19 protein-coding genes and 1 pseudogene are annotated in these 20878 nt (G+C 71.3%); 12 read left to right on the top strand and 8 right to left on the bottom strand.

Annotated features, from left to right (window positions below):
• The first annotated feature begins 22 nt into the window (after positions 1 to 22).
• Positions 23 to 463, top strand: a complete 441-nt coding sequence (locus ABH935_RS29555; RefSeq protein ID WP_370381207.1) for a DUF3224 domain-containing protein — start codon at positions 23 to 25, stop codon at positions 461 to 463.
• 15 nt (positions 464 to 478) lie between these two features.
• Here ABH935_RS29555 and argS read toward each other — a convergent pair whose 3' ends face one another.
• Positions 479 to 2341: an arginine--tRNA ligase gene (argS, locus tag ABH935_RS29560; protein ID WP_370381208.1), complete on the bottom strand. Its 1863-nt coding sequence runs from the start codon at positions 2339 to 2341 to the stop codon at positions 479 to 481.
• 183 nt (positions 2342 to 2524) lie between these two features.
• On the opposite strand from argS, the gene ABH935_RS29565 reads away from it, so the two are divergent.
• Entirely contained in the window at positions 2525 to 3940 is a 1416-nt protein-coding gene (locus ABH935_RS29565) for an MFS transporter (RefSeq protein ID WP_370381209.1), read from the top strand.
• A 186-nt stretch (positions 3941 to 4126) separates the two neighbouring features.
• Positions 4127 to 4756 carry a TetR/AcrR family transcriptional regulator gene (locus ABH935_RS29570; RefSeq protein WP_370381210.1) on the top strand — a complete coding sequence of 210 codons (630 nt, stop codon included), beginning with the start codon at positions 4127 to 4129 and terminating at the stop codon, positions 4754 to 4756.
• A gap of 115 nt (positions 4757 to 4871) precedes the next feature.
• Here ABH935_RS29570 and ABH935_RS29575 read toward each other — a convergent pair.
• Positions 4872 to 5644: pseudogene (locus ABH935_RS29575) on the bottom strand (SAM-dependent methyltransferase).
• A 169-nt stretch (positions 5645 to 5813) separates the two neighbouring features.
• Here ABH935_RS29575 and ABH935_RS29580 point away from each other — a divergent pair.
• On the top strand, positions 5814 to 7955 hold the full coding sequence (locus tag ABH935_RS29580; RefSeq protein WP_370381211.1) for a DEAD/DEAH box helicase: 2142 nt from the start codon (positions 5814 to 5816) through the stop codon (positions 7953 to 7955).
• 226 nt (positions 7956 to 8181) lie between these two features.
• On the opposite strand, the gene ABH935_RS29585 is transcribed toward ABH935_RS29580, so the two are convergent.
• The 5 genes from ABH935_RS29585 to ABH935_RS29605 all read right to left on the bottom strand — a co-directional run bounded on the left by ABH935_RS29585 (position 8182) and on the right by ABH935_RS29605 (position 12230).
• On the bottom strand, positions 8182 to 8379 hold the full coding sequence (locus ABH935_RS29585) for a carbohydrate-binding protein (protein WP_370381212.1): 198 nt from the start codon (positions 8377 to 8379) through the stop codon (positions 8182 to 8184).
• 187 nt (positions 8380 to 8566) lie between these two features.
• A complete protein-coding gene (locus ABH935_RS29590) occupies positions 8567 to 9466 on the bottom strand; it encodes a serine protease (RefSeq protein ID WP_370381213.1) in 900 nt (299 codons plus the stop codon).
• A gap of 68 nt (positions 9467 to 9534) precedes the next feature.
• Positions 9535 to 10539 (bottom strand): hypothetical protein, encoded by a 1005-nt coding sequence (locus ABH935_RS29595; protein ID WP_370381214.1) that lies wholly within the window; start codon positions 10537 to 10539, stop codon positions 9535 to 9537.
• Positions 10536 to 11489 (bottom strand): STM4015 family protein, encoded by a 954-nt coding sequence (locus ABH935_RS29600; RefSeq protein WP_370381300.1) that lies wholly within the window; start codon positions 11487 to 11489, stop codon positions 10536 to 10538. Before ABH935_RS29600 ends, ABH935_RS29595 begins: the two co-directional genes overlap by 4 nt.
• Before the next feature lie 39 nt (positions 11490 to 11528).
• The gene (locus tag ABH935_RS29605; RefSeq protein ID WP_370381215.1) at positions 11529 to 12230 is read right to left on the bottom strand and encodes a GntR family transcriptional regulator; all 702 of its coding nucleotides are present in this window, start codon (positions 12228 to 12230) and stop codon (positions 11529 to 11531) included.
• Positions 12231 to 12355: 125 nt separating this feature from the next.
• Between ABH935_RS29605 and ABH935_RS29610 the strand changes: the two genes are divergently transcribed.
• Entirely contained in the window at positions 12356 to 13321 is a 966-nt protein-coding gene (locus tag ABH935_RS29610) for a bile acid:sodium symporter family protein (protein ID WP_370381301.1), read from the top strand.
• 26 nt (positions 13322 to 13347) lie between these two features.
• On the opposite strand, the gene ABH935_RS29615 is transcribed toward ABH935_RS29610, so the two are convergent.
• Positions 13348 to 14130, bottom strand: coding sequence for an IclR family transcriptional regulator (locus ABH935_RS29615; RefSeq protein ID WP_370381217.1), 783 nt, complete (start codon positions 14128 to 14130; stop codon positions 13348 to 13350).
• 80 nt (positions 14131 to 14210) lie between these two features.
• On the opposite strand from ABH935_RS29615, the gene ABH935_RS29620 reads away from it, so the two are divergent.
• The 7 genes from ABH935_RS29620 to ABH935_RS29650 are packed head-to-tail and all read left to right on the top strand — an operon-like array spanning position 14211 to position 20864.
• Positions 14211 to 14906, top strand: coding sequence for an ABC transporter permease (locus tag ABH935_RS29620; protein ID WP_370381218.1), 696 nt, complete (start codon positions 14211 to 14213; stop codon positions 14904 to 14906).
• Positions 14899 to 15921, top strand: a complete 1023-nt coding sequence (locus ABH935_RS29625; RefSeq protein WP_370381219.1) for an ABC transporter ATP-binding protein — start codon at positions 14899 to 14901, stop codon at positions 15919 to 15921. Before ABH935_RS29620 ends, ABH935_RS29625 begins: the two co-directional genes overlap by 8 nt.
• Entirely contained in the window at positions 15918 to 16718 is an 801-nt protein-coding gene (locus ABH935_RS29630) for an ABC transporter permease (RefSeq protein WP_370381220.1), read from the top strand. Before ABH935_RS29625 ends, ABH935_RS29630 begins: the two co-directional genes overlap by 4 nt.
• Before the next feature lie 57 nt (positions 16719 to 16775).
• The gene (locus ABH935_RS29635; RefSeq protein WP_370381221.1) at positions 16776 to 17720 is read left to right on the top strand and encodes a glycine betaine ABC transporter substrate-binding protein; all 945 of its coding nucleotides are present in this window, start codon (positions 16776 to 16778) and stop codon (positions 17718 to 17720) included.
• Positions 17720 to 18274, top strand: coding sequence for a formaldehyde-activating enzyme (gene fae, locus ABH935_RS29640; RefSeq protein WP_370381222.1), 555 nt, complete (start codon positions 17720 to 17722; stop codon positions 18272 to 18274). The genes ABH935_RS29635 and fae overlap by 1 nt, the downstream gene beginning before the upstream one ends.
• Positions 18271 to 19374 carry a mandelate racemase/muconate lactonizing enzyme family protein gene (locus ABH935_RS29645; RefSeq protein WP_370381223.1) on the top strand — a complete coding sequence of 368 codons (1104 nt, stop codon included), beginning with the start codon at positions 18271 to 18273 and terminating at the stop codon, positions 19372 to 19374. The genes fae and ABH935_RS29645 overlap by 4 nt, the downstream gene beginning before the upstream one ends.
• Positions 19371 to 20864 (top strand): aldehyde dehydrogenase family protein, encoded by a 1494-nt coding sequence (locus ABH935_RS29650; RefSeq protein ID WP_370381224.1) that lies wholly within the window; start codon positions 19371 to 19373, stop codon positions 20862 to 20864. Before ABH935_RS29645 ends, ABH935_RS29650 begins: the two co-directional genes overlap by 4 nt.
• The last annotated feature ends 14 nt before the right edge of the window (positions 20865 to 20878 follow it).

Raw genomic sequence — 20878 nt, forward strand, 5'->3', positions numbered from 1 at the left:
CCCGACCCGCTACCGTCATCCCATGAGAACCGAGGGCACGTTCACCGTGGCGTCGTTCGCGCCGGTCGCCGTCGAGCCGTCGCTCGACATCGTCACGGCCACGCCGACCGGCGTCGCGACGATGGAGAAGGCCTTCGAGGGGGGTGTCGCGGGACGCTCCGCGACCCTGTTCACCTCGGCCTACGACCAGGATCGAGGGGCGGGGACCTACGTCGCGCTGGAGTCGTTCGAGGGGACGCTCGACGGACGGGCCGGCACCTTCAACTTCGTGCACTCCGCGACCACCGGCGGCGACGACCGGTCCGACGAGTACTTCCTGATCGTGCCCGGCAGCGGGACCGGTGAGCTGGCGGGCATCACCGGGACCGGGAGCATCGAGATCGAGGACGACGGGACCCACCGCATCCGGTTCGAGTACGAGATTGCCCCGGTCGCCGAGGCTCCGGGGCAATCTCCGTCCTAGTTCACAGCCGACCGCTCACAACTGATCCGGCGCGCTGATCCCCAGCAGCGCCAGGCCCAGCTTCAGCGTGTCCCCGGTCAGCCGCACCAGCGCGGCCCGGTTCTCCCGCACCGCGTCGGTCGGCGCCTTCACCACCGGGCAGTTCTCGTAGAAGTCCGAGAACGTCTGCGCCAGCGAGTACAGGTACGAGGCCAGCCGGTGCGGCTCGAAGTTCTCCGTCACCGTCGCCAGCGTCGCGCCGAAGTCGTCCAGGTGCAGCGCCAGCCTGCGCTCGGCCGGCTCCAGTGCCAGCTCCCGGTGGACCTGCGGCGTCGCGCCCTCCGGCAGCTTGCGCAGGATCGAGTGGATCCGCGCGTGCGCGTACTGCAGGTACACGCTGGTGTTGCCGTGCAGGGAGACCATGCGGTCCAGGTCGAAGATGTAGTCCTTGGTGCGGGACGTCGACAGGTCCGCGTACTTCACCGCGCCGATGCCGACGACCTTCGCCTCGACGCGGACGTCGGCGGCCGGCAGGTCCGGGTTCTTCTCCTCGACGGTCGCCACCGCGTGGTCGACCGCGTTGTCCAGCAGCTCGATCAGGCGGACGGTCTTGCCGGCGCGGGTCTTGAACGGCTTGCCGTCCGTGCCCAGCACCGAGCCGAACTGCACGTGCACCGCCTCCACGCCCTCCGACAGGTAGCCGGCGCGGCGCGCGGTCTCGAACACCATGCGGAAGTGCAGCGCCTGGCGGCTGTCGACGACGTAGAGGATCTGGTCGGCCTTCAGGGTGTTGACCCGGTAGCGGACGGCGGCCAGGTCGGTCGCGGCGTAGCCGAAGCCGCCGTCGCTCTTGCGCACCATCAGCGGGACCGGGTCGCCGTCGGGGCCCTTGATGTCGTCGAAGAACACGCACAGCGCGCCCTCGCTCCACACCGCGATGCCGCGCTCCTCCAGATCGGCGGCGACCTCGGCGAGGTAGGGGTTGTAGAAGCTCTCGCCGACCGCGTCGGCGTCGACCAGGCGCACGTCCAGGCGGGCGTAGACGTCCTCGAAGTAGCGCTTGGACTCCGCGACCATCTCGCGCCAGGCCGCCAGCGACTCCTCGTCGCCGCCCTGCAGCGTCACCACGCGCTTGCGGGCCCGGTCGGCGAACTCGGCGTCGGACTCGAAGTGCGCGCGGGCGTCCCGGTACAGGGCGGTCAGCCAGGAGATGGCGACCTCGCCGGAGTGCTCGGCCTCGGCCGGGCGGGCCTCGGGGTGCTCGACGAGGAACTGGATCAGCATGCCGAACTGCGTGCCCCAGTCACCGAGGTGGTTCTGCCGGACCACGGTGCGGCCGTCGAACTCCAGCAGCCGGACCAGCGCGTCGCCAATGACGGTCGAGCGCAGGTGCCCGACGTGCATCTCCTTGGCGATGTTCGGCTGGGAGTAGTCGATGACGGTGGTCTGGCCGACGGCGGTCGGCGCCACGCCCAGGCGCGGGTCGCCGAGGCGCTCGGCGGTCTGCGCGGCCAGGGCGGCGTCGGTGAGGGTGAGGTTGAGGAAGCCGGGGCCGGCGACTTCGACGGCGGCGATCACGCCGGAGGTGGGGACGGTCGCGGTGGCGGCGCCGGTGCCGTCAGCGCCCTCGGCGCCCTCGGCGCCCTCGGCGTCCGAAGCACCGGTAGCCGGGGCAGCGGGAGCACCGGCAGCCGGCACGAGCACCGCCGCCACCCGCGTCGCCAGCTCCCGCGGGTTCCCCTTCACGGCCTTGGCCAGCGGCAGCACCCCGTTGGCCTGGAAGTCGGCGTGGTCGGAGGGCCGGATCAGCGGGTCGGCGTCGCGCGCCGCGTCACCCAGGACCGCGGTCAGCGCGGCGCGGACGTCGTCCGCCAGGATCTCCGACAGTGCCTTGGCCATGGGTTTCCTCGCTGCTCGGACCGGTTCGCCGGGGTTTCGGTGGGGCTTCGGTGGGGTCAATCAAGCCTATCGTCCAGCGCCGTTCGGACAACTCGAACACTAGCGTTTGACTTAGCTCGCGGCGCGCGCCATCGTGGAAATCGAACAGTCATGTTTGACTTCTTCGATCGGAGGGGGAATCCGATGGAGCACATCCGGGTGGAGCACATCCGCCACCGCTGGGCCGCTCTGGCCCTGCTGTGCCTGGCGCAGTTCATGCTGATCGTCGACATCACGGCGGTGAACCTGGCGCTGCCGTCGATGGCCCGCGACCTGGGCCTCGGGCGCCAGGCGCTGACCTGGGTGCCGGCCGCGTACACGCTGTGCTTCGGCGGTCTGCTGCTGCTCGGCGGCCGGCTCGCCGACGGCCTGGGACGCCGCCGCGCGTTCCTGCTCGGCCTGGCCGCGTTCATCGCCGCGTCGCTGCTGTCAGGGCTCTCCCACACTTCCGGGGAGCTGATCGCCGGGCGCGCCGCGCAGGGGGTGGCTGCCGCGTTGCTGTCGCCGGCCGCGTTGTCGATCGTCACCACGACGTTCCACGGACCGGAGCGCACGAAGGCGCTCGGCGTCTGGGGCGCGATCGGCGGGGCGGGCGCCGCGGTCGGGGTGCTCATCGGCGGGGCGTTGACGTCGGGACCGGGGTGGCGCTGGGTGTTCTTCGTGAACCTGCCGGTCGGGCTCGCGGTGCTGGCGCTGCTCCCCCGGCTGGTTCCGGCGTCGGGGGCGGCGCGGTCGCTGCGCGGCCTGGACGTGCCCGGCGCGCTGACCGCGACCGCCACCGCCGCGCTGCTGGTCTACGGCCTGATTCACGCCGGGGGTTCCGGCTGGGGCACGGCCGCGACGCTGCTGCCGCTGGCCGGGGCGGTGGTGTCCGGCTCCCTGCTGGTGGTGGTGGAGCGGTCGGCGGCGCAGCCGTTGCTGCGGCCGGGGCTGGTGCGCGATCGTGCGGTCGTGGCCGGGACGGCGGTGATGTTCGCGGCGACGATCCTGCTGATCACCGGGTTCTTCCTCGTCTCGTGGTACCTCCAGCACCGCGCGGGCTACTCGGCGCTGCGGACCGGCGTGGTGTATCTGCCGGTGGCGGTGGCCACGGGTCTGGGCGCGCATCTGGCGTCGCACAGCGTCGGGCACCTCGGGTTTCGTGGCACCGCCGGCGCCGGTTTCGCCGTGGCCGGCGTCGGCGCGGTGCTGTTGACCAGGCTTCCGGCGTCCGGCGACGCGGCGCTCGCGGTGCTGCCGGGGTTCATGCTGCTCAGCGCCGGGGTGGGGATGGCGCTGGTGACGGCCACGACGGTGGCACTGCACCAAGCCGACCACCGCGAGGCGGGGCTCATCTCGGGGCTGGTCAACACCGGGCACGAACTCGGGTCGGCGCTCGGCGTGGCGCTGGCGTCGGTCCTGGCGGCGGGGAGCCTCGGGGTGGCGGCGACCGGCGTCGGCGGGTTCCGGACGGCGTTCGCGGCTGCGGCCGGTATCGCGGCGGTGGCAGCGGTTGGGGCGCTGGGGGCGTTGCCGGCGGGGCGGCCGGATCCGGGGGCGCGGCCGGTGTTCGGGCACTGAGGGGTCGGGCGGGCCCGCCGCGTCGGCTCGCGCCGGGCCTGTCGTGCTCTGGCTCGCGTCGTCTCGCGCCACGACTCGCCGCATCGCACGCCCCCACCGCGCGCCACGCCGCACCGCACGGCGCACCGCACGGCGCGGCGCCCGCCTCGCGCCGCACCCACCCCGCCCGCACCCTAGGCTTTGCCCATGGCCGACAAGACCGACAAGCGCCCCCGCTCCGGCGGCGCCCCGGCGGCCGAAGGCCGTCCCGCCAAGCGCGCCGACGCCGAGCGGACCATCACCGCCATCCTCGACGCGGCCCTGTCGTGCTTCGGCACCAGCCCCGACGCCACCGTCACCGAGATCGCCAAGGCGGCCGGCATCGGCCGCGTGACGGTCTACGGCCACTTCGACTCCCTCCCCGCGATCGTCGACGCCCTCCTGACCCGCTCCCTGTCCGAGGCCGACGCCGGCTTCGCCGCCCTGGACCTGGAGTCAGGCACCGCCACCGAAGCAATAAACCGCCTCCTGCACGCCCCCTGGCTCCTGGGCCGCTACCGAGGCCTACTCGCCGCCGCCACCACCCACCTGGGCCCAGACAAAGTCCACCGCCTCCACGACCAGGTCTTCGCCCGCATCGAGGCGGTGGTCGCCCGCGGCCGCGCCGCCGGCGAGTTCCGCACCGACCTGCCCCTGCCCTGGCTGACGGCATCCATCTACGCACTCGCGCACGCGGCGCTCGCTGAGGCAGACGCCGGACGCGTGGGGCGCGAGGAGGCGGCTGAGTTGCTGAGTCGGACACTGCTGGGGCTGCTGCGCGTACCGGATCAGGCTTGAACACTCATCGCCGAGACGGCCGTGTCGATGAACCGGCCGCCGAAGATCCAAGGCTGCGCCTCGAATGCTGGAACTCGCCCTGAGGTTTTGCCTGCGAAGCTCCAACGGCGGCCGATCACCCCTTGCGCGCGGCCCCGCCGTACATCCCTATCCGCTCGGCCTTCGCATCGACCTCGCCGTCGGGGCGCCAGCGCGCGAGCAACACGATGACGGGCTCCAGTGGCTCCAGGCCGTCGAAGAAGGCTTCGATCTCCTTGCCGGAGCGCACGGCGACCTTCACCGAGGACTTGTCGTAGGCCTTGGCCGTGGCGCGGACCCGCTGTGGGTCCAGGTCGTCGGTGACGTGGGAGACCACCAGTACGCTGCCCGGTGCGAGCGCGTCCATCAGTGTGCGCACCGCGCCGTACGGGTCCTCGTCGTCGACGACGAAGTGCAGGAGTGCCACCAGCAGCACCGCGATCGGCCGATCGAAGTCCAGCCGGGCTCGGACCTCCGGGTGCGCCAGGATCTCGGCCGGCCGCCGCACGTCGCCGGCGATCACCGTCACCGGGTCGTTCGTGTGCGCGCGAGCGTGGGCCAGGACCACCGGGTCGATGTCGACGCCGACGATCCGCGCGTCGGGTTCACCTTCAGCGCGGTCTCGGCCGTGCCGCCGGGTGCGGGCAGGCCGATGCCGACGTCCAGGAACTGGGTGATGCCAGCACTCGCGAGGTGGTGCACCACCCGGGTGAGGAACGCCCGGTTGACCAGCGCGAAGTCGCGCGCCTCCGGCATCGCTTCCAGGGCCTTCTCGGCGGCCTCGCGGTCGGCCGGGAAGTGGTCCTTGCCGCCGAGCATGTACGAATAGATCCGTGCCGCTGTCGCCACACCAGGGTCGACCTCTGACATCTGACCGACCTCCCCGTCGCGCGCTCCCCTGACGATCCCGCGACCCTAGCCGAGGATCGACGGGCCTTGGAATACCTCGGGTGAACTCTGGGCCTCGGCGAGGTCGGGAACAGCCCGGTTCCGCTGGACGACGCACGCCCTGTCACTGCGAACCTGTACAAATAAGACCATGAGCAACACCAGCGCACCCGCCCCCGACTCGTCCCCCGCCGTCCGTGAGGAGGCCGAAGCGCTGCTGCGGCGGTTGGCTGGAGAGTCGGCGCGGCTGCGGGAGGACCAGTGGACGGCGATCCATGCGCTGGTGGAGGAGCGGCGGCGGGCGTTGGTCGTGCAGCGGACCGGGTGGGGGAAGTCGGCGGTGTACTTCGTCGCCACGGCTCTGCTGCGGGCGCGGGGGGCGGGGCCGACGGTGATCGTGTCGCCGCTGCTGGCGTTGATGCGGAACCAGATCGAGGCCGCTGAGCGCGCCGGGATTCGGGCGCGGACCATCAACTCGGCGAATCTGCACGAGTGGGAGGAGATCCGGGGCGAGGTCGCGGCCGGTGAGGTGGACGTGCTGCTGATCTCGCCGGAGCGGCTGAACAATCCCGACTTCCGAGACGAGGTGCTGCCGAAGCTGGCCTCGGAGGTCGGACTGCTGGTGGTGGACGAGGCGCACACCGTCAGCGACTGGGGGCACGATTTCCGGCCGGATTATCGCCGTATTCGTACGTTCCTGGCCGACCTCCCGCCCGGGGTGCCGGTGCTGGCCACGACCGCGACGGCGAACGCGCGCGTCGTCGCTGACGTCGCCGAGCAGCTCGGGACACACAGCGAGGCCGACACGCTGGTGCTGCGCGGGACGCTGGATCGCGAGTCGCTGTCGCTGCACGTGGTGCGCCTCGGCAGTCCGGAGGAGCGGTTCGCGTTCCTGGCCGAGCACCTGCCGGAGCTGCCGGGCTCCGGCATCATCTACACGCTGACGGTCGCGGCCACCGACGAGGTCGCGACCTTCCTGCGCTCCCGTGGCTTCGAGGTGGCCTCCTACTCTGGGCGCACCGAGGACGCCGAGCGGCGGCAGGCGGAGGCGGATCTGCTCGGGAACCGGATCAAGGCCCTGGTCGCCACCTCGGCCCTCGGCATGGGCTTCGACAAGCCGGACCTGGGCTTCGTGGTCCACCTCGGCGCCCCGAACTCCCCGATCGCCTACTACCAGCAGGTCGGCCGCGCCGGTCGCGGCGTGGACCACGCCGAGGTGCTGCTGCTGCCCGGGCAAGAGGACCGCGCGATCTGGCAGTACTTCGCCTCCCTGGCCTTCCCGCCGGAGCAGCAGGTCCGCGCGACCCTGGACGCGCTGGCCGCCGCCGGCCGTCCGCTGTCCACCGCGGCCCTGGAGCCCCGCGTCGACCTGCGGCGCTCGCGCCTGGAGACGATGCTGAAGGTGCTCGACGTGGACGGGGCGGTGCGCCGCGTCAAGGGCGGCTGGGTCTCGACCGGCGAGAGCTGGGAGTACGACGGCGAACGCTACGCGCGCGTGGCGGCGGCCCGCGAGACCGAGCAGCGTTCGATGATCGAGTACGAGACCACCACCGAATGCCGCATGACCTTCCTGCGCCGCCAGCTCGACGACCCCGCGATCGAAGGTCCCTGCGGCCGCTGCGACAACTGCGCCGGCGCGAAGTTCACCGCGGACGTCACCGGCGAAGGCGCCGAAGCAGCGCGCGCCGCCCTGGCCAAGCCCGGCGTGGAGATCGCGCCGCGCAAGCTGTGGCCGACCGGCATGTCAGCGCTCGGCGTCGCGCTGACAGGCAAGATCCCGCCGGGCCAGAGCGCCGAGACCGGCCGTGCGCTGGGCCGCCTGACCGACCTGGGCTGGGGCACGCGGCTGCGCGACCTGCTCGCCGACGGCACCGCCGACCGCACGCTGCCCGAGCCGATGGTCGACGGCATCGTGAAGGTCCTGGCCGCCTGGGACTGGAAGCAACGGCCGACGGCGGTGGTCTCGATCGGCTCCCACAGCCGGCCCACGCTGATCGCCGACACCGCACGCCGCATCGCGGCCATCGGCCGCCTGGAGTACCTCGGCGCGGTGGACCCGTCCCCGGCACCGGGACAGGCCCGCCGGGGCAACAGCGCGCAGCGGCTGATGCAGGTCCACGACGCCTTCACGATCAGCCCGGCGCTGGCCGAGGCGGTGGCGGCGCATCAGGGCCCGATCCTGCTCGTCGACGACCGAGTCGACACCGGGTGGACGATGACGGTCGCCGCCCGGATGCTCCGGCAGGCCGGCGCTGACGAGGTGCTGCCGTTCGCCCTGGCGATGGAGGCGTAAGAAGGCAGAACAGGCAGCAGACAGAGGCAGGCAAAGGCGGACAGGGCCAGACAGTAGCGCGCGACGCGAGCGGGGCGAGACGCTCGCGACGCGCGGAACGAGGGCTCTGTCCCCAGCCCTCAAGAGCGCTGCCACCGGCGCCAGGCGAAATACCGGCGGCGGCACCTGCCACGCCGCTCGTTACACGCCCTACTGGGCCTGCCAGAGCGACGGGGCGTTCGGGGGTTCAGCCGGTCTGGGAGGTGTGCGCCTGCAGGCACGCGTACGTGGCGCCGCTGTACGTGACCGTGTCACCGGCGTTGTAGGCGTGGCCGGCGACCCAGCTCGTGCCCGGCGGGGGCGGCCCTCCGCCGGGATCCTGCTGCACGTTCAGCACGAAGTCGAACGCGACCGCCTCGCCCGTGCCCCGCTGCGTGACGTCCATAGACGACACCGGTCACGGTCAGCGGCGTCCCCGGCGTGTCGGAGGTCGCCAAGACGGTGCGCTGCGGCCGGCACGGCCAACCATCGGCCGGCGCGCGGGAAGCGACGAAGCCCGAACGTCCATATCCGCATCCTGCGATGCCATCCCGCCGCACGTCCAGGCCCAGCGGCCGACCGCCGGCCACAGATCACGACCCGGCGGTGGCCCGATAGATCTTCGCGATCTTGTCCGTGAAGTAGATGCTGTACGAGGTGTCCGGCGTGTTCCCGCCCTTCTCGTACCCGCCGAGCACGCCGACCAGCCGGTCCCCCGAAGCGATGAACGGACTGCCGCTGGCCCCGTCCGGCAGCCCGCTGCAGTCCAGCTCCAACTGGGTGTCGGAGGCCTTCTTCGTCTTGCTCGCGCACCCGACCGGCTTCGAGGCCGTCAGCGGATAGGCCGCCACGCTGACCGCGTTCTCGTACCCGGGCCACGTGGTGAACGTGTCCGCCCCGGTGATGCTCTCCAACGTCTGCGTCCCGCCGCCGACCTTGCGCACCTTGAGGAACGCTATGTCCGAATCCGCGTCCTGCTTGTTCACCCACCCCGCGTCCACATACGCCTCCGTGGCCGCCCACAGCCCGTACGGCGCGATGTCGTCGTGGTACCCGGGCACGAACACGACGTGGTTCTGCCACCCGGCGAACAGCTTGTCGTAGACGCAGTGCCCGGCGGTGACGATCAGGTTCCCCGACGCGCTGTGCACGACGCTGCCGGTGCAGTAGTGCGCCGACACCGCGCCGCCGACGCTGAAGAACACCGCGCCGACCTTCGGAACGCCGTCGAAGGGCTGCGCGGTCACCTTCCCGTCCGGCCCGGCGCCGGTCGGTATCGGGCCCGTGCCCGGGGCTCCCGAGCGCAGAATCGTGTGCGGATCGACGGGATTGGTCTCCATCACATGCGTGACCACCTTCGCCGCGGCCGCGCTGCTGGAGGCCGAACTGGCCTCCGCGCTCTGACCGGAGGAGCCGCCGGAGCAGGCGGTGGCCGACACCGACAAGGCGAGGGCGGTGATTGCGAGCAGGAGACCATGGCGGCGGTGCTTCATGGCGGTGAGAATGCCTCCCGTGTCGGAACGTTGTCAGTCGCGCAGCATACCGGCGGCGACGACGGGGCTCAGGATCCCACAGATAGCGAGCGCAGCACTGCCGCCCGCACGGAAATGGGCTCCCGCGAGGCGTTCGGCGGGGCGCCGAGAAGCCCGGGCAGGGACGCGCCGAACGGATCGACGTCGAGGACGTACTGCGAGTCGCTGTTGTCCATGATGAGATCGACGCCCAGCGACCGGATACCGGGAAAGTACGTAGCGGTCCGCTCGGCCAGCGCCACCAGCTGCTCCCAGCGCTCCATTCCGAACCGCGCCAGGAACGCCTCGATCTCCGGGCGCCGGCCGCCGTACCACTCGCGCAGGACCACCTGTTCCCGGTTGATCCCGGCGGCGTGCGTGGCCTTGCCGTCCACGACCGCGAACCGGATGTCGTAGAACGCGTTGCCCAGGTGCACGCGGTGCAGCGAGCCGACCCTGTGAATCCCGTCGTCGGCGAGCAGCTCGACGAGCTCGTCGAGTTCGTTCCGGCTGCCTGCCGCGTCGCCGGGAGCGCGCCACACCTCATAGCCGGTGCGGCTGCGGTGCCGGTACAGCCGGGTGCGCCAGCCGTCGATCAGCCAGTCGTCCGAGCCGGCGAACCGGGGACGCAGGATGCCGCGGACCGCCGGATCGGGGAGCCCCAGCACCGGGACGCCGTTCTGGCTCAGGAACTCGTCACGCTTCGCGCGATCCAGCGCCAGCAACGTCGGTTCGACGGCCGCGGCCAGCCGCGCGCCGGCCTTCCTCACCCGAGCGTCCAACTGCCCCAAGGCGGCCTGAAGCTCCGCATACCGCGCACGCTGACCGCCGACCGGATTGCCGGTGACGCGCGGATGCAGGCGCTCGGCGAAGACCACTTCGCCGGGGCCGAACTCGGCCTCGGAGTCGGCTTCGGAGTCGGCCTGGGAGTCCAGCACGGCCGACCACGCCACGAAACGCGGCGGCGGCACGTCGGCGTCCTGCGCCGCACGCGACCACTCGGCGCGCGCCGGCTCGTCCTCAAGGGCGACGACCACCCAGCTCGGGGTGCTCATTCGGCCACCGCTATGAACCGGTCGCCGTCGCGCCCCAGCAGCGCTTCGTCCACGTTGACGTCCACTTCGGGAAGGGCTTGCCACAGCCGGTCGATCATCTCGTCACTGATCCAGTGGTGGTGCAGGTCCAGCCGGCGCAGGTGGGTCAGCGGCTGCCCGGCCAGCAGCGCGGCCACGCCTTCGTCGCCGAGCATGCCGAGCGCGAGGTCCAGGGACTCCAGTCGGGCCACCACCGGCGCGTGCGCGAGCAGCGCGGCCAGGGCGTCGGTGTCCTCGGCGTTGCGCAGTCCCAGGTGGCGCAGGGTCGGGAACGCCGTGCCGGACAGGATGTCGGCGAGGTCGTCGGCGCCGGCGCCGCCTTCGTAGATCGAGGTGCCGAGGTAGAGGTCCAGGCCGGTGAGTGCCGGAAGGGTGGACAGTCCGAGGGTGCGCACGACCCGCGGCGGCAGGCCGCCGGTCTGCATCGTCAGCTCGCGCAGGTTTTCATGGACCAGCGGTTCCATGTCCAGTGCGGAGGCGCCGCGCATGCCGAAGACGACCAGGTTCGGGAACGCGGCGAGCAACGGACCGGGGTCGGCCTGCTCGATCCAGGAGACTTCGGTCTGCTCGGAGGAGACGTCGCCGAGGAAGAGCGCCTCCAGGTTCGGGAACCGGCTCGCGTCGGCGAGGAGAGCGTCGCGGGCGTCGTCCCAGCCCGACATGGCCTCTTCGCCGTCCCAGCTGCTCAGCGTCAGGGCTTTGACGCGCGTGGTGTCGACCGAGGCGAGGAACAACGCCCAGATCCGGTCGCCGGCGGCGCTGTCCATGTCTTCGCAGCCGACGCGCCAAGCCCAGGCCTCGACGTCCTCCGGGATGCCGCCCGGTTCGAGGTCGGCGGCACTGCCGAACGAGAAGGAGAAGATCGGCAGCCCGTGGAACGTGGTCAGGGCGTCATGTCGGAAATCCTGCATCACCCGGGCAAGGTATCGCTGTCGGAAATCGTATACAATCTAGGAGTCAGAGCATTGATCCGCCGCGATCGTCTGCGGATCCGGCGGGTCCAGCGGACGGTGTGCGCCGCGGCCCTTGGCGATGTGGCGGGTGACGACGCGCGCCGCCTTGTCCGGGTCGCCGGATTCCAGGACCTCGACGATCTCCCGGTGCTCGCGCCAGGAATCCTGCGCGCGGCGCGGCAGCTTGGCCGTGTAGACCCATTCCATCTTCCATCTGAGCTGGGTGATCAGCTCGGCCAGGGTCCGGCTGCCGGAGGCCTGGGCCAGCACTTCGTGGAACCGGCTGTTCAGTCGGGCCAGCTCCTCCAGGCGGCCGGCGACCAGCGCGTCGTCGGCCAACGCCACCAGCTCCTTGAGCCGGCCGAGCTGCTCGGGGGTGTGGCGGACGGCGGCTCGCGCGGCGCCCAGAGGCTCCAGCAGGGAGCGGATCTCCACCAGGTCCTCGGCTTCGGCGTCGTCGAGTTCGGCGACGACCACGCCGGCGTAGGGGCGACGGGCGACGAAGCCCTCGGCCTCCAGCGTACGCAGGGCTTCGCGGACCGGGACGCGCGAGACGCCGTAGCGCGCCGACAGCGCCTCCTCGGCCAGCCGGGCGCCGGGGGCGTGGACGCCGCGGATGATGTCATCGCGGATGGCGCGGGTGACACCACCGGCGCCCCCGACACCCCCGCCGCCGTCCTTGTCGACCCTGCTGTCCATCGGCCACCTTGATTGTATACAATCGAGCCCGACCGGGAGGAGGAAGGGCTGTGGCGAACGTACTACAGCGGGGAGGGCGCACCGCGCGCGGCGCTCTGGCCAAGGTCGGGGTCGATCCCCAACTGATGGCGATCCTCGGCGCGGTCGGGCTGGCGACGCTGCTCCCGGCCCGTGGCGGCGCCGCGACCGGTCTGAGCCATGCGACGGTGTTCGTGATCGGCCTGCTGTTCTTCCTGTACGGCGCGCGACTGTCGCCGAGGGCCGCGTGGGACGGCGTAAAGCAGTGGCGGCTGCACCTGGTGATCCTGGCCTCGACGTTCGTGCTGTTCCCGCTGCTGGGGCTGGCGGCCGAGGCGGCGTCCCAACCGGTGCTCGGCCCGGATCTGGCCAAGGGCGTGCTGTTCCTGACGCTGCTGCCCTCGACGGTGCAGTCCTCGATCGCGTTCACGTCGCTGGCCCGGGGCAACGTCGCGGCGGCGGTGTGCGCGGCGTCGTTCTCCTCGCTGGCCGGGATCGTGGTGACCCCGGCGCTGGCCTCGGTCGTGCTCGGCGGCGCGGTGCGGGTGGACGGCGGCGCGGTGACGTCGTTGACGGCGCAGTTGCTGCTGCCGTTCGTCGCCGGGCAGGTCGCGCGCCGCTGGATCGCCGACTGGATCGGCGCGCACAAGCCGCTGCTGACCGTCGTCGACCGCGGCTCGATCCTGCTGGTGGTCTACAGCGCGTTCAGCGAGGGCATGGTCGCAGGGGTCTGGCATTCGGTGTCGCTGCCGCGGCTGGGGACGCTGGTGGTGTGCTGCGCGGCGGTGCTCGCCGCGGTGCTGACGCTGACCGGGCTGGCTTCGCGGCAGCTGGGGTTCGCGCGGCCCGAGCGCGTGACGCTGGTGTTCTGCGGTTCGAAGAAGAGTCTGGCGGCCGGGCTGCCGATGGCGGCGGTGCTGTTTCCGGGGCACGCGCTGAGTCTGATGGTGTTGCCGCTGATGGTGTTCCACCAGATCCAGCTGATGGTGTGCACGGTGCTGGCCCGGAGGTGGGGACAGGAGCCGGTGTCACAGAAGTTTGATGAAGTGGCTGTGCTGCCCGCGCCTGCGTGAGCGAATCTGAGTCCTGCTAAAGCTGCCTAGGCGCGCCACCCCAGATCCCCCGACAATCGCCGCGCCACCCCGGCCAACCGCTGCCCCAGCGCGTCGAGGCGCCCTTCCAGCCGGCTCTTAGGCGCGGCCACGTTCAGCGAGGCCACCGCGATCCCGCGGAAGTCGTACACCGCCGAGGACGCGCCGACCAGGCCCGGCTCGAACTCCTCGTCCACCGTGGCGTATCCACGTGCCCTGATCCGCGCGCACTCGTCGATCAGCTCTGTGCGGGTCCTGATATGCCCGGTCGGCGGGACGTCCGGCAGTTCCTCGTCCGGATACAGCGCCAGCAACGACTCCGCCCCCAACTCCGCCAACAGGACGCGCCCGGCGGTCAGCGTGTGCGCGGGGGCCTCGACCCCGACCCAGGCCAGGCCGCGGAAGCCGTGGCGCGGGATCTCGGAGTGCACCGTCACGCAGGCGATCCCGCGCAGCACGCACAGATGCACCGTCTCCCCGAGCGAGGCGACCAGCTCCCGCATCACCGGCTGCGCTCGACCGGTGAGGCGCGCCTCGGCGGTCATGGCGGCGAAGTGGAACAGCCGCCACCCGAGGCCGAAGCGGCGCGAGGTGTCGTCGCGCGCCACCAACCCGGCCCGCTCCAACCGCGACAAAGCGCGGGAGACCTGGCTCTTCTCACGGCCGGTGGCCACGGCTATGTCGGTGAGGCGCAGTCCCTCGCCGGTCCGGGCGATGGCCTCGGACAGGGCTTCGAGGATGTCGAGATCCCGGACAAAACCGGATTCTTTGACCTCTGATATCGGCGGCATGTTGCAACCATAGCAACTTCTGGTGACGCCTATTGAAACTTTCGCTCACGCGGTTCTAGTTTGAGCCACACCTCAAGCTCATGACCGCAACAAACCAGCGGAAGGAAAGGAGGGGGACCGTGCCGAGCCCGTCGCTGTCGGACTACTTGAAGGTCCAGTGGCCGTACATCAGGCCCCTGTTCTGGGAGCAGATCCAGCTGGTGCTGCTGACGATGGTCATCGCCGCCGCGGTAGGCGTCACGATCGGTGCGCTGGTCTGGGACCGTCCGCGGATCTCGGGGCCGGTGATGGCCCTCGCCGGGGCGCTGCTGACGATCCCCTCGCTGGCGCTGCTGACGCTGTTGCAGCCGGCCACCGGCCTGGGCTGGACCACCACCGTCATCGCGCTGGTCGTCTACGCGCAGCTGCCGATCATCCGCAACACGGTGGCCGGGCTGCGCAGCGTGGACCCCGCGGTGACGCAGGCCGCCGCCGGCATCGGGATGGGGCCGGTGCGCCGGCTGGTCCGGGTGCAGCTGCCGCTGGCCTGGCCGGTGATCCTGGCCGGGCTGCGGGTGGCGACCATGCTGGTGTTCGGCATCTCGGCGATCGCCGCCTACGTCTCCGGGCCGGGGCTGGGGAACCTGGTCTTCACCGGCCTGTCCCGGCTCGGCTCGGTCAACGCCACCAACCAGGCGGTCGTCGGCGCGTTCGGGATCGCGTTGCTCGCCTTGGCCTTCGACGCCGTGTACCTCGTGCTGCGCCGCGTCACCGTCTCCAGGGGGATCCGTGTCTGAGAACTCTGACAGCCCGCAGGCGCTCGGCATCGAGCTGGAGCACCTGACCAAGGTCTACCCGGGGCAGCCGGCCCCGGCCGTGGCCGACGTGTCGATGGAGATCCCCGCCGGGGAGCTCGTCGCCTTCGTCGGGCCCTCCGGCTGCGGCAAGACCACCACGATGAAGCTGATCAACCGGCTGATCGAGCCGACCTCCGGGGTGATCCGCCTCGGCGGCGAGGACGTCACGCACACCGATCCGGTGAAGCTGCGGCGGCGGATCGGCTACGTGATCCAGTCCATCGGTCTGTTCCCGCACATGACGATCGCCGACAACGTCGGCGCGGTACCGAAGATGCTCGGCTGGCCGAAGAAGCGGATCGCCGCGCGCTCGGAGGAGCTGCTGACGCTGGTCGGCCTGGAGCCGGCGAAGTATCTCTCGCGCTACCCGCGCCAGTTGTCCGGAGGGCAGCAGCAGCGCGTCGGCGTGGCGCGCGCTCTGGCCGCCGACCCGCCGGTGCTGTTGATGGACGAACCGTTCGGCGCGACCGACCCGATCACGCGGCTGCGGTTGCAGCGCGAGTTCAAGGATCTTCAGCGTTCGCTGGGCAAGACGGTCATCTTCGTGACGCACGACTTCGAGGAGGCGCTGCTGCTCGGCGACCGGATCGCGGTGCTGGCCGAGCAGTCGCGCGTGGTGCAGTACGACCGGCCGCTGGCGCTGCTGACGAATCCGGCCGACGAGCACGTCCGGCAGTTCGTCGGCAGTACGGCGCACGTCCGGCTGCTGGGGCTGCTGCCCGCCGCGCACGCCGCCGATCCGGCGATCGCGACGAGCTCGCAGGATCCTGCGATCGCCGCCGACGCGACCTTGCGCGAGGTCACCGAGCAGCTGCTGGGCAGCGCGCAAGCGGTGCGGATAGTGGACGCCGCCGGCGCCACCCTCGGCGGCGCCGATTTCGCCAGTGTGCGCAAGGCGGTCGCGGCGACGCAGCTGGCCGAGGCTGAGAGCGCCTCCGCGGCGGTCGGGCTGTGAGCGCCGTCGAGGCGCCGCCGACCGGCGTCGACGCCGGAAGCCTGGCGTTCACGGTGGCCCGGGACCGGAGCTCGCGCCGGAACGTGCTGCGGCTGGCGACCACGCCGGTGCTGATCGCGCTGGCACTGCTCGGTCTGTATCTGTGGGTCCACGCGCAGAACCTGGACTCCATCGAACAGCGCACGCTGAACTGGTCGTATCTGAGCACTGCGATCGGCCAGCACCTGAAGCTGACGTTCCTGGCCGCGGCGATCACTCTGGTGATCGCGGTGCCGCTGGGCATCGCGTTGTCCCGGCCGCGGGCCCGGCTGGTCGCGCCGTTCTTCCTGGGCCTGGCCAACCTCGGGCAGGCGTTCCCGGCGATCGGCCTGCTGGTGCTGCTCACCATGAAGCTGGACGTCGGCGTGAAGGTCGCGATGATCTCGATCGTGGCGTACAGCGTGCTGCCGGTGCTGCGCAACACGATCGTCGGGCTGCAGCAGATCGACCCGGCTGTCGTCGAGGCGGCCAGCGGGATCGGGATGCGGCCCGGCGAGATCCTGCGCAAGATCGAGCTGCCGCTGGCGGTGCCGGTGCTGATGGCCGGCGTGCGGACCACGCTGGTGCTCGCGGTCGGCGTCACCACGCTGGCCACCTTCGTCAACGCCGGCGGCCTGGGCGACATCATCGTCAACGGGCTGAAGCTGAACCGGTTCCCCGTGCAGGTCACCGGCGCGGTGCTGGTGATGTGCATCGCCTTCTTCGTGGACTGGCTCGCGCGCATCGCCGAGGAGTTCACGCGGCCGCGCGGCCTGTAAGTACCTCCGGTTTTCCCAAGCACTCCCCTCAACCCCATTTCGAACGGAGAGCCCCTCATGCGTTCCCGCATTCTCTGGTGCGGCATATCCGCCGCGGCGTTGTTGGCCAGCACGACCGCCTGCGGCAGCTCGAAATCCTCCGGCGGCGGTTCCGGCTCCATGGGCGAGGAGCTCAAGGGCGCCTCGTTCACCGTCTCCAGCAAGGACTTCACCGAGAGCATCCTGCTCGGCAAGATCACCGAGTACCTGCTCCAGGCGCACGGCGCGAAGTTCACCGACAAGACCGACATCAAGGGCTCGGTGAACACCCGCACCGCGCTGACCTCCGGCCAGGTCGACATGTACTGGGAGTACACCGGCACGGCCTGGATCACCTACCAGAAGAACACCGCGCCGGTCTCGGACCCCACCGACCAGTACGACAAGGTGAAGGCCGCGGACGCCGCCAACGGCATCGCCTGGCTGGATCCGGCCCCGATGAACGACACCTACGCCTTCGCCACCCGCGCCGGCCAGGCCGACAAGCTCGGCGTGCACACGCTGTCGGACCTGGCCAAGCTCTCCCCCTCGGACGCCACGTTCTGCATCGAGTCCGAGTTCTCCACCCGCGACGACGGCTTCCCCGGCATGACCAAGGCCTACGGCCTGACCGCCGGCAAGGACCAGATCAAGATGCTGGACACCGGCGTCATCTACACCGAGACCGCCAAGGGCGGCACCTGCAACTTCGGCGAGGTGTTCGCCACCGACGGCCGCATCAGTGCCCTGAAACTCACGGTCCTCAAGGACGACAAGCACTTCTTCCCGAACTACAACGCGGCGCTGACGTTGAAGCAGTCGCTGCTGACCAAGTACCCGGCCATCGCCACGATCGTGAACCCGGTGGCCGCCAAACTCGACGACGCCACCATGACCGAGCTGAACGCCGAGGTCGACGCCCAGGGTCTGCCGGCCGACCAGGTCGCGCAGGACTGGCTCAAGAAGAACGGGTTCACCAAGTAATGAGCGAGCTCCACATCGGCGAGTCGTTCGTCGGAACGGGCGTCAACGCCGCGCACATCAACACCGTCCTGGGCCCGCGCACCGGCCCGGCGGGCAGCGCCTGGGCCACCGCGCTGGCCACGCCGAGCGCCGGGCACGTGCCGTTCATGGCCGTGCTGGCGCCGGGGGTCGCGGTGCAGCCGCCGACGTTGTTCGTCACCAAGGCGGCGATCGAGAACGACGCGCACGGGAACCTCACCTGGGGTGCCGCGCAGGCCGGAGTGGCCGGCGGGGTCGCCGACGCGGTGGCGGCCGGGCACGTGAGCGCCGACGCGGTCGGTGAGCTGGTGCTGATCGCCGCCGTCTGGGTGAATCCCGGCGCCGACGACGAGCAGAGCGTCTACCGCAACAACCGGCTGGCGACCGCCACGGCGCTGGCCAACGGCGCGGCGGGGCGGCCGGGGCTCGACGAGGTCATGAAGCACCGCGACGCGCCGACGAACCCTTTCTTCTCCGGTGCGGCAATGCCCGATGACAGCGCAGTACCCGCCAAGAGCGAAGTGAGCACAGCGTGAAGATCGCCGACATCCGGTTACTGCGGGCCACCCTGCCCCTGGACCCGCCGTTCGACGCCGCCTGGGACCCGGTGCCGCGCACCCGGTTCGCCGCGACCGTCGTGAAGGTGACCACCGACGAGGGCCTGGTCGGCTACGGCTCCGGGGACACCATGGACGGCTTCGAGCCCTACGCCGAGCTGTTCCTCGGCCACGACCCGCTGGCCATCGCGCGCCATGTCAGAGCCCTGGAGACGATCTCCTTCCACGCCGGCCGCTACTGGCCGCTGGAGGTGGCGCTGTGGGACATCATGGGCAAGGCGCTCGGGGTGCCGGTGGCCACGCTGTTCGGCGGCGCCACCGACCGGCTGCCGGTCTACGCCTCCACCGGCCGGATCCTGGGCCGCGAAGAGCGCGTGGACAGCATCCTGGCCATCAAGGACAAGGGCTTCCGCGCCGCGAAGATCCGCATCCCGGCCGATCGGGCCGACGAGGGCATCGCGACGCTGCGCGCGGTCCGCGAGGCCGTCGGCCCGGGCTTCGAGCTGATGGTGGACCTGAACCAGAGCTGGCGGATGCCCGGGGACGTGCGCGCCGCCCTGGACCCGGCCGAGGTGCGCCGGATCGCCTCCGCGCTGGCCGAGCTCGGTGTGTTCTGGCTGGAGGAGCCGCTGCCGCTGGACGACGTGGACGGCTTGCGCTCGGTGCGCCAGGCCACCGGCGTCCGGGTGGCCGGCGGCGAGATGGTCCGCACCTTCCCCGAACTGCTGGACCTGGTCACCGCCGACGCGCTGGACGTGTACCAGCCGGACGTGGTCCTGGCCGCCGGGATGCTGCGCACCCGCACCATCGCCGAGGTGGTGTTCTCCCGCAACCGCCGCTTCACCCCGCACACCTGGAGCAACGGCATCGGCCTGCTGGCCAACCTGCACGTCACCGCGGGCGTCGGCGGCGGCCCCTTCCTGGAGTACCCCTACGACCCGCCGACCTGGACCGAGGAGCGCCGCGACTTCATGCTGGCCGCCCCGGTACGAATCACCGCAGACGGAACACTGACGGTACCGTCGGCCCCGGGGCTCGGGTTCGAGATCGACGAGGAACGATTGGCGCGGCTGGCATGAGCGAAACCATCAAGCAGCGAACAGACTGGGCTTCGAAGGCCGCGCTGCTGGAGATCTCGCGCCGGGATCTGTACATCGGCGGGAAGTTCGTCCCCGCCGCCTCCGGCGAGCGGTTCACCTCCACCTCGCCCCGCGACGGCCGCGCCCTGGCCGACATCGCCTCCGGCGGCGAACGGGACGTCGATGCGGCGGTGCGGTCGGCGCACGCGGCGTTCGAGTCCGGTGTATGGTCGCGGGCCGATCCCGCGACGCGCAAGCGGGTCCTGCTGCGCTTCGCCGAGCTGATCGACGAGCACACCGAAGAACTGGCACTGCTGGAGACGCTGGACGTCGGCAAGCCGATCGGCGACACCACGACCGTCGACGTCCCCAAGACCGCCGCCGCGATCCGCTGGTACGCCGAGGCCATCGACAAGCGCTACGACGAGATCGCCCCGGCCCCGCGCAGCGCGCTGGCGCTGGTCACGCGCGAACCATTGGGCGTCATCGGGGTGATCGTGCCCTGGAACTACCCGCTGATGATCGCCAGCTGGAAGCTCGGCCCGGCCCTGGCCGCCGGCAACTCGGTGGTGCTCAAGCCCGCCGAGGACTCCACGCTCGGCTCGTTGCTGCTGGCCGAGCTGGCGAGCGCCGCGGGGGTGCCGGACGGCGTGTTCAACGTCGTGCCGGGACTCGGTCCGGTGACCGGGGCGGCGCTGGCGAAGCACGATCTGGTCGCGAAGATCGCCTTCACCGGCTCGCCGGGCGTGGGTCGCAGGCTGCTGACGTACGCCGGGGAGTCCAACGGCAAGCAGGTCGCGTTGGAGCTCGGCGGCAAGTCGGCGCAGGTGGTGCTGGCGGACGCGGATCTGGACGCCGCCGCCGAGGCGATCACCTGGGGCATCTACTACAACGCCGGGCAGACGTGCAACGCCGGTTCGTTGCTGGTGACGGTGCCCCAGGTGCGTGAGGAACTGCTGGCGCTGGTGGCCGCGAAGACGAAGGACTTCGTGGTCGGCGATCCGCTGGACGCGGCCACGCAGGTCGGTCCGCTGGCCAGTGCCGCGCATCGGCGGCGGGTGTTGGGGTGGCTTGACGTGGCCGCCGAGGAAGGCGGGCGGTTCGTGGTCGGCGGGCCGGATGCGTTGGCGGCGCCGTATGTGGCGCCGACGGTGATCGACGGTGTGGCGCCGGGCGCGCGTTCGGCACAGGAGGAGATCTTCGGGCCGGTGCTGGTGCATCTGGCGGCTTCGGACGCGGAGCACGCGGTACGGCTGGCGAACGGCACCCGCTACGGCCTCGCGGCCGGCGTGTGGTCCCGGGATCTGGCCACCGCGCACCGGGCCGCCCGGGAACTGCGGGCCGGCACGGTCTGGGTGAACACCTTCGACGCCAGCGACGTGATCACGCCCTTCGGCGGATTCGGCGACTCCGGCTCCGGCCGCGACAAGTCGCTGCACGCGTTCGACAACTACACAGCCTTGAAAACGACGTGGATCAACCTCGGGTGATGGAGAGAAACGCC

The sequence above is a fragment of the Catenulispora sp. GAS73 genome (genome assembly GCF_041262085.1).
Taxonomy (GTDB): domain Bacteria; phylum Actinomycetota; class Actinomycetes; order Streptomycetales; family Catenulisporaceae; genus Catenulispora.

Bases quoted from the DNA above. Each gene is read 5' to 3' on its own strand.
- ABH935_RS29555 (WP_370381207.1), top strand. From the start codon at position 23: ATGAGAACCGAGGGCACGTTCACCGTGGCGTCGTTCGCGCCGGTCGCC.
- argS (WP_370381208.1), bottom strand. From the start codon at position 2,341: ATGGCCAAGGCACTGTCGGAGATCCTGGCGGACGACGTCCGCGCCGCG.
- ABH935_RS29565 (WP_370381209.1), top strand. From the start codon at position 2,525: ATGGAGCACATCCGGGTGGAGCACATCCGCCACCGCTGGGCCGCTCTG.
- ABH935_RS29570 (WP_370381210.1), top strand. From the start codon at position 4,127: ATGGCCGACAAGACCGACAAGCGCCCCCGCTCCGGCGGCGCCCCGGCG.
- ABH935_RS29580 (WP_370381211.1), top strand. From the start codon at position 5,814: ATGAGCAACACCAGCGCACCCGCCCCCGACTCGTCCCCCGCCGTCCGT.
- ABH935_RS29585 (WP_370381212.1), bottom strand. From the start codon at position 8,379: ATGGACGTCACGCAGCGGGGCACGGGCGAGGCGGTCGCGTTCGACTTC.
- ABH935_RS29590 (WP_370381213.1), bottom strand. From the start codon at position 9,466: ATGAAGCACCGCCGCCATGGTCTCCTGCTCGCAATCACCGCCCTCGCC.
- ABH935_RS29595 (WP_370381214.1), bottom strand. From the start codon at position 10,539: ATGAGCACCCCGAGCTGGGTGGTCGTCGCCCTTGAGGACGAGCCGGCG.
- ABH935_RS29600 (WP_370381300.1), bottom strand. From the start codon at position 11,489: ATGCAGGATTTCCGACATGACGCCCTGACCACGTTCCACGGGCTGCCG.
- ABH935_RS29605 (WP_370381215.1), bottom strand. From the start codon at position 12,230: ATGGACAGCAGGGTCGACAAGGACGGCGGCGGGGGTGTCGGGGGCGCC.
- ABH935_RS29610 (WP_370381301.1), top strand. From the start codon at position 12,356: ATGGCGATCCTCGGCGCGGTCGGGCTGGCGACGCTGCTCCCGGCCCGT.
- ABH935_RS29615 (WP_370381217.1), bottom strand. From the start codon at position 14,130: ATGCCGCCGATATCAGAGGTCAAAGAATCCGGTTTTGTCCGGGATCTC.
- ABH935_RS29620 (WP_370381218.1), top strand. From the start codon at position 14,211: ATGACCGCAACAAACCAGCGGAAGGAAAGGAGGGGGACCGTGCCGAGC.
- ABH935_RS29635 (WP_370381221.1), top strand. From the start codon at position 16,776: ATGCGTTCCCGCATTCTCTGGTGCGGCATATCCGCCGCGGCGTTGTTG.
- fae (WP_370381222.1), top strand. From the start codon at position 17,720: ATGAGCGAGCTCCACATCGGCGAGTCGTTCGTCGGAACGGGCGTCAAC.
- ABH935_RS29650 (WP_370381224.1), top strand. From the start codon at position 19,371: ATGAGCGAAACCATCAAGCAGCGAACAGACTGGGCTTCGAAGGCCGCG.